We start from the raw sequence: 6791 nt of genomic DNA on the forward strand, positions 1-6791 counted from the left end.
TTTCTTCGAGCAGCTTTTGGGCGTCGCGCACGTGGCCGTCGAGGAAGACGCTCATGCCCAGGCGCAGGTTGGAGAGCAGGCGCTCGTGCAGGTGCACGATCTCGGCCATGCCGGCGTCGGAGAAGCTGCGGTTCTTGCGGATCTTCTTGTCTTCAACGTCTTGCAGCACGCGCTCGATGATGTCGCCGATCTGCTCCATGTTGATGGTGAAGGAGACGATGTCGGTCCAGCGCCGGCTCTCGCGCTCGGAGAGCGCTTCGTGCGAGATTTGCGTCAGGTAGAACTTGATCGCGGAGTACAGCTCGTCGACGGTGTCGTCGAGCGACCTCAGCTGTTGTGCCAGGTCGAGGTCGTTGTTGCGGATCACCGGCAGCACACCACGCAGCATGGTTTCGACCACGTCCGCCTGATGCAATGCTTCTCGTGCGGCACAGCTGATGGCCAATGAGGGCGTGGCCAGCGCGACCGGGTCGAGGTGGCGCGGGCGGGTGGAGCCAGCGCCCGCTGGGGGGCCCACCAGCCATCGGTCAACGGTTCGGCCAACCAGGCCGGTGAAGCCGATGAAGGTGAGCGCGAGCGCCACGTTGAATGCGAGGTGGAACACCACCACCTGCTGATGGACCGTGGTGGGCACGAGCTGCTGCAGCAGGATGTGAATCTGCGGCATCAAGGGGATGGCCAATAGCGCGCCGACGATCTTGAAGATGAGGTTGCCCAGCGGCAACCTCCGCACCTGCGGGGCCGCGCCGCTGGTGGCAATCATGGCGAGGATGCCGCTGCCCAGGTTGGCGCCCAGCACCAGCCCCAGGGCCACGGGTGCGGTGAGCATGCCCGAGGCGGCGAGGGTCGCAGTCAGCAGCACGATGGCCAGGCTCGAGTACGACAACACGGTCAGCACGGCACCGACCACGATGTCGAGCAGGATCTCGTTGGGCAGCGACACCAGCAACGCGCGCACCGCGGGTGCTTCGGTGAGCGGCTTGGTGGCCGCAACGATCAGTTGCAGCGCGAGCGTGATGAGACCCAGGCCGATCAGCACCCGCCCGATGCGGCCCGCCATGTTGTTCTGTTTGGTGATGAACAGCACCACACCGACAAAAATCAACAGCGGCGACAGCCACGACAAGTCCAGTGAAAACACCACGGCCATCATGCTGGTGCCCACGTCAGCACCCAGCATGACCGCGAGCGCCGGGCCGGTGGCGACCAGGCCCTTGCCGACAAACGAGGCCACGATTAGGCAGGTGGCGGTACTCGACTGCACAACGCTCGTGACACCCAGGCCGGCCAGCGCGGCACTGAGGCGGTTGCTGAAGCTGCGCGACAGGATCTGTCGCAGGTTTTCGCCAAACACACGCAGCATGCCGGTGCGAACGATGTGCGTGCCCCAGACGAGCAGGGCAATCGCGGCCAGCAGGTTCAACAGATGTTGCATGCGCCGAGTCTATCGCTCGGATGACCGTTTCATGACGGCACACCGGTGTCAGAATTCGGCGCGGAGCGCAAGGTGCGCTGTGACGCAACACAGGAGAAATCATCGTGGCGATGGACGTGGTGGATTACGAGATCAAGGGCGCCGAAATGCAGTTCGTCGAGATCGAGCTCGACCCCGGCGAGGCGGCGGTGGGCGAAGCGGGCAGCATGATGTTCATGGATGCCGGCATCAGCATGGACACCGTGTTCGGCGATGGCTCGGCCAGCCAGAGTGGCGGCCTGTTCGGCAAGTTGCTGGGTGCGGGCAAGCGGCTGATCACCGGCGAGTCGCTGTTCACCACCGTCTACACCAACCAGGGTGCGAACAAGTTGCGGGTGGCGTTCGCCGCGCCATACCCAGGCAAGATCCTGCCCATGGACTTGCGCCAGCTGGGCGGCATGCTGATCTGCCAGAAAGATGCCTTCCTGTGCGCGGCCAAGGGTGTGTCGCTGGGCATTCATTTCCAGCAGAAGATCTCGACCGGCTTCTTCGGTGGCGAAGGCTTCATCATGCAAAAGCTCGAAGGCGATGGGCTGGCCTTTGTGCATGCGGGCGGCACCGTCGTGCGCCGCGAGCTGCAACCGGGACAGGTCTTGTTCGTCGACACCGGTTGCCTGGTGGCCTACACGCCCAACGTGAACTTCGAGATCCAGTACGTGGGCAAGATCAAGACCGCGCTGTTCGGCGGCGAAGGCCTGTTCTTTGCCAAGGTCACCGGCCCCGGCACGGTGTGGCTGCAAAGCCTGCCGTTCTCGCGCCTGGCGTCGCGCGTGTTTGCCGCAGCGCCACAGCGTGGTGGCAGCCGCGAAGAGGGCTCGGTGCTGGGCGGTTTCGGCGCTGGTGGCCTGCTGGGTGGTGTGCTCGGCGGGGACGACGAATAAGCGCTTGATTCAACCCGCTATACGAGGCGGTCGGCCGAGCCCGGCCGCCTACACTAGTGTTTTGCTACCCCGGTGTCTCTTTTGAAGCTGTCGTCTGCCTTTCTGGCCCTGTGGGCGGCCCTGTTGTGTTCATCGGTGGTGGCTGTCGAAAAGCCTTCGCATCCGATCTTCGTGTTGAACTCTCTCGACGCGTCGATCAGCGTGATCGACCCCAAGAGCTTCGCCGAGCTGCGCCGCATTCCCACCGGGAAAGAGCCGCACCACCTCTACCTCACGCCCGATGAGAAGTCGCTCATCGTGGCCAACGCTTTGAGCGACTCGCTCACGTTCATCGACCCCAAGACGGGCGAGGTGCAGCGCACCATCACCAAGATCAGCGACCCGTATCACCTGCGTTTTTCGCCCGACATGAAGTGGTTCGTGACCGCGGCCAACCGGCTGGATCGGGTCGACATCTACCACTGGCAACCTGACGATGCGGCAGCGCCCATCAAGCTCGCCGGCCGCGTGCGAGCCCCGCGCACGCCCAGCCACCTCGCCATCGACAGCAAGAGCAGCACGGTCTACGCCTCGATGCAAGACAGCGATGAGCTGATGGCAATCGACCTCGCCACACAAAAGCCGCGCTGGAAGATCTCCATCGGCAAGCTCCCCGCCGACGTGTACCTGACACCCGATGACCGCTTGCTGATGGTCGGCCTGACCGGTGACGAATACGTCGAGGTGTACGACGTGAGCAACCCGGCGCCCAAGCTCGTCAAGCGCATTCAAACCGGTGCCGGCGCGCACGCGTTTCGTTCGCGTGGCGACGGCAAGCATGTGTTCGTGAGCAACCGTGTGGCCAACACCATCAGCATGATCGACATCCACTCGCTGAGCGTGGTGGCCAGCTACCCCGCACCCGGCGGGCCCGACTGCATCGACGTGCTGGCCGACGGCAAGACGCTGCTGGTCAGCTCGCGCTGGGCGCGTAAATTGAGCTTCATCGACATCGACAAGAAGCAGGTCGTGCGGCAGGTGGCGGTGGGCCGCTCGCCGCATGGCGTGTGGACGCTGGACCATGCGTCGCGCCGTTAGGCTGCTGAGCGTCGCAACTGCGTTGGCGGTGGGCCCTGCGTTTGCGGCCTGCGACAAGCCGCTGTACCTCACCTTCGACACCGGCCACATGGGCGTGGCGCCGCTGGTGGCCGAGGTGCTTACCCGCCACGACATCAAGGCCACGTTTTTCCTGGCCAACGAGAAGACGCTCACTGGCGGGGCCAGTCTCGACGACCAATGGGCGCCCTGGTGGAAGGCGCGTGCCGCCGAGGGCCACACTTTCGGCTCACACACCTTTGACCATGTGTATTGGGTGGCCGACGTGTCGGGCGGTTTTCGCGTCAAGGCCAGCTCGGGGCCGCAGGCAGGGCAGGTTCAACGCTGGACGACGGCGCAATACTGTGCCGAGTTGCAGCGCCCCGCCGACCGCTTTCAGGCCATGACCGGTCAGTCCATGGCGCGACTGTTTCGCGCGCCGGGGGGCAAGACATCGCCCGCCTTGCTGGCAGCCGCCAAGGCCTGTGGCTGGAAGCACGTGGCCTGGAGCCCGGCCGGGTTCCTGGGCGATGAGTTGCCGAGCGATCGATATCCCAATGCGCAATTGCTCAAACGGGCCTTGCGTGACCTGCGCAGTGGCGACATCTTGCTCGCCCACTTGGGCATCTGGTCGCGCCAAGACCCGTGGGCGCCGGCCGTGCTGGAGCCCCTGATCACGGGCCTCAAGGCCAAGGGTTTTTGCTTCGCGGCCTTGCCACCATGATTGACCGTCTTCTGCAGGGATTCACCGACGCGTTTGCCAGTGCGCAGCAGCTGGTGTTCGAAAGCGCGGTGCAGCCGCTCGCGTTTGCGCTGGGTTTTGGCAATGTGATCGAAGACGCCTACGACGCCACCGGCTGGTTGCTGGTGGGCGTGTTGCAACTGGTGGTGATGCTGCTGGCGTTTCGTGCGCTGGAGCGCTGGCGGCCTGTCGAAGCACTGACCGACCGCGCGGCGGTGCGGGTGGACGTGATCTACACGCTGATTCACCGCCTGGGCCTGTTCAGGCTGGCGCTGTTTTTCTCGATCGACCCGCTGTGGGACGTGCTCTTCGGCGCACTCAGCTACCAGGGCGTGTCTGCCTGGCAGCTCGACGCCTGGCTTGCGCCCGCCTGGCCCGGCCTGACCGACACCGCCTGGTTTGCCTTCCTGGCCTACCTGCTGGTGTTCGACTTCGTCGACTACTGGCTGCACCGCGCCCAGCACGCCGTGCCCCGATGGTGGAGCCTGCATGCGCTGCACCACAGCCAGCGCCAGATGACCCTCTGGAGCGACAACCGCAACCACCTGCTCGACGACCTGATCCGCGACAGCGTGCTGGTGCTCGCGGCGCGCTTGATCGGCATTGCACCAGGCCAGTTTGTGGCGGTGGTGGCCTGCACCCAGCTGCTGGAGAGCCTGGCGCATGCGAATGTGCGCATGTGGTTCGGGCCGGTGTTCGAGCGGGTGCTGGTCAGCCCGCGTTTCCATCGGCTGCACCACAGCATCGGCCTCGGCCACGAGTCGCAAGGCCGCGGCACGCTGGGTGGGCACAACTTCGCGGTTTTGTTTCCGCTGTGGGACATGCTCTTTCGCACCGCGAACTTCGAGCAGCGCTACGACCCGACCGGCATACGCGACCAGTTGCCGCAAGAGGGCGGGCGCGACTACGGCCGCGGCTTCTGGGCGCAGCAGTGGCGAGGCCTTGCGCGGCTGGTCGGGCGCGGCTGAGCGCGCCCGCGTATCCTCCGCGCCCATGAAACCCTTGTTCGATTCGGCCTGGCGCGCTGCGGCCTACTGCGTTCACCCGCTGGTGATCTTCCTGTCCTTGTTGCCGCTCGTGCTGATGGTGGCTCTGGCCTTCGGCCTGGGCTATTTTTTCTGGGAGCCGGCAATCGACGCGGTGCTGGGCGCCATCCGCTCCTGGGAGCTGCTGGCTGCTCTGTCGCAGTGGCTGGACAGCATCGGCATGAGTCGCGCGAAGCTGGTGCTGGCGCCGATGATCGTTGTCTTCCTCAGCCTGCCGGTGCTGGTGGTGTTGTCGCTGCTGTCGGTGGCCTTGCTGATGGCGCCGGCCATGTTGAAGCTGGTGGCCAGGCGGCGTTTTGCTGCGCTCGAGCAGCGTCGCGGCGGGTCCTTCGCGGGCAGCTTGTTCGTGAGCCTCAGCGCCACGGCGATCGCCCTGGTGGCCTTGGTGGTCTCGATTCCGTTCTGGCTGATCCCGCCGGTGGTGCTGGTGGTGCCGCCGTTGATCTGGGGCTGGCTCACCTACCGCGTGATGAGCTACGACATGCTGGCCGATCACGCCAGCAAGGAAGAGCGGCGCGAGCTGGTGCGGCGGCATCGCCCGATGTTGCTGCTCATCGGTGTCGTGACGGGCTATCTTGGCGCGGCGCCCTCGCTGCTGTGGGTGTCGGGCGCGATGTTCCTGTTTCTCGCGCCGGTGCTGGTGCCGCTGGCCATCTGGATCTACACCCTGGTGTTTGCGTTCTCGGCGCTCTGGTTCGCTCACTACAGCTTAAGTGCCTTGCAGGCCATGCGTGCCGAAACGCAGCCTCCCGTCGTGCCGGCCACGCCAGCGATTGACGCCTCCGCACCCATGCTGCCCCTTCCACCTCTTTGAGACACGTTCATGAACTTCGGCCTGATCATCATTGGCGATGAAATCCTCTCCGGCAAGCGTGAAGACAAGCACCTGCCCAAGGTGATCAGCCTGCTGGCCGCGCGAGGCCTGTCGCTGAGTTGGGCGCGTTATGTCGGCGACGACCCGGGCCGCATCACCGCCGACCTGCAACATGCTTTCACCACCGCGCGCGACCGCGGCGACGTGGTGTTTTCCTGTGGCGGCATCGGCGCCACTCCCGACGACCACACCCGCCAGTGCGCCGCGCGGGCACTTGGCGTGCCACTGGCCCTGCACAGCGAAGCGCGCGACCTCATCATCGAGCGCATGCGCGACATCGCTGCCGAGCGCGGTGAACCCTTCGAGCCCGAGCGCGGCGACAACCAGCACCGGCTCAACATGGGCGTGTTCCCACAGGGCGCCGAAATCATTCCCAACCCCTACAACAAGATCGCCGGTTTCTCGTTGCGTTACCCCGAGGGCGGCGTGTACTTCGTGCCAGGCTTCCCGGTGATGGCCTGGCCGATGATCGAGTGGGTGCTGGACACGCACTGCGCCCATCTGCACTGCTCGCAAATTCAGCGCGAGCAGTCGGTGATCGTGATGGGCGCGATGGAGGCTGCGCTCACGCCGCTGATGGAAAGCATCGAAGCCGAGTTCGCCGGCATCAAGGTGTTCAGCCTGCCCAGCGTCGACCACCCGCAATGGGGCCGGCACATCGAGCTGGGTGTCAAGGGACAAGACAGCGAGCGTTTGGTGG

Annotated in this window: 7 protein-coding genes; 6 read left to right on the forward strand and 1 reads right to left on the reverse strand. The window is 65.1% G+C overall.

From position 1 onward, the window contains the following. Positions 1-1435, reverse strand: a 1435-nt coding sequence (locus RMO40_RS17965) for a Na/Pi symporter (RefSeq protein ID WP_309724339.1), incomplete at its 3' end; no start/stop codon positions are given. A 104-nt stretch (positions 1436-1539) separates the two neighbouring features. Here RMO40_RS17965 and RMO40_RS17970 point away from each other — a divergent pair. The 6 genes from RMO40_RS17970 to RMO40_RS17995 form a co-directional block, all read left to right on the forward strand. Next, positions 1540-2355: a TIGR00266 family protein gene (locus RMO40_RS17970; RefSeq protein ID WP_489660191.1), complete on the forward strand. Its 816-nt coding sequence runs from the start codon at positions 1540-1542 to the stop codon at positions 2353-2355. Between the two features lie 102 nt (positions 2356-2457). Then, positions 2458-3432, forward strand: coding sequence for a YVTN family beta-propeller repeat protein (locus RMO40_RS17975; RefSeq protein WP_309724355.1), 975 nt, complete (start codon positions 2458-2460; stop codon positions 3430-3432). Further along, positions 3416-4153: a polysaccharide deacetylase family protein gene (locus RMO40_RS17980; RefSeq protein WP_309724341.1), complete on the forward strand. Its 738-nt coding sequence runs from the start codon at positions 3416-3418 to the stop codon at positions 4151-4153. The genes RMO40_RS17975 and RMO40_RS17980 overlap by 17 nt, the downstream gene beginning before the upstream one ends. Beyond that, positions 4150-5139 (forward strand): sterol desaturase family protein, encoded by a 990-nt coding sequence (locus RMO40_RS17985; protein ID WP_309724343.1) that lies wholly within the window; start codon positions 4150-4152, stop codon positions 5137-5139. The genes RMO40_RS17980 and RMO40_RS17985 overlap by 4 nt, the downstream gene beginning before the upstream one ends. A 25-nt stretch (positions 5140-5164) precedes the next feature. Further along, entirely contained in the window at positions 5165-6031 is an 867-nt protein-coding gene (locus RMO40_RS17990; RefSeq protein ID WP_309724345.1) for an EI24 domain-containing protein, read from the forward strand. Positions 6032-6040: 9 nt separating this feature from the next. Continuing rightward, positions 6041-6791 (forward strand): molybdopterin-binding protein (locus RMO40_RS17995; protein WP_309724351.1); only part of this gene is annotated, 751 nt, incomplete at its 3' end.

Source organism: Rhizobacter sp. (assembly GCF_031412075.1).
In the GTDB taxonomy this organism is placed as follows: domain Bacteria; phylum Pseudomonadota; class Gammaproteobacteria; order Burkholderiales; family Burkholderiaceae_C; genus Rhizobacter.

Coding starts and splice junctions, on each gene's coding strand:
- RMO40_RS17980 (WP_309724341.1), top strand. CDS start 3,416: ATGCGTCGCGCCGTTAGGCTGCTGAGCGTCGCAACTGCGTTGGCGGTG.
- RMO40_RS17985 (WP_309724343.1), top strand. CDS start 4,150: ATGATTGACCGTCTTCTGCAGGGATTCACCGACGCGTTTGCCAGTGCG.
- RMO40_RS17990 (WP_309724345.1), top strand. CDS start 5,165: ATGAAACCCTTGTTCGATTCGGCCTGGCGCGCTGCGGCCTACTGCGTT.